1 protein-coding gene is annotated in these 255 nt (G+C 57.3%); it reads left to right on the top strand.

The genetic code is table 11. The features are described from left to right. Nucleotides 1-255: DDE-type integrase/transposase/recombinase (locus V6C16_RS14785; protein ID WP_333543636.1), on the top strand; the 255-nt coding region annotated here is incomplete at both ends.

Raw genomic sequence — 255 nt, 5'->3', positions numbered from 1 at the left:
TATCCGCACCACGGAATCAAATCACGCGCTGGCGGTCGCTCCCAATCTTTTAAACCGTAACTTCGCGCCGGGCGAACACAACCGCGTGTGGGTGAGTGACATAACCTATATCCCCACACGGCAGGGCAGGGTATATCTTGCCGGAATCAAGGATTTACACAGTCGGGAAATTGTCGGCTTCAGCCTGGCCGAACGTATGGACACCGGACTTGTCTTGGCTGCATTGACGAAGGCGGCGCGCTTGCATCGCCCGCC

This window comes from Desulfovibrio sp. 1188_IL3213, assembly GCF_036763145.1.
Lineage (GTDB): Bacteria > Desulfobacterota > Desulfovibrionia > Desulfovibrionales > Desulfovibrionaceae > Desulfovibrio.
The sequence above is the reverse complement of the archived record's forward strand: the minus strand, read 5'-3'. Positions and strand labels throughout refer to the sequence as shown.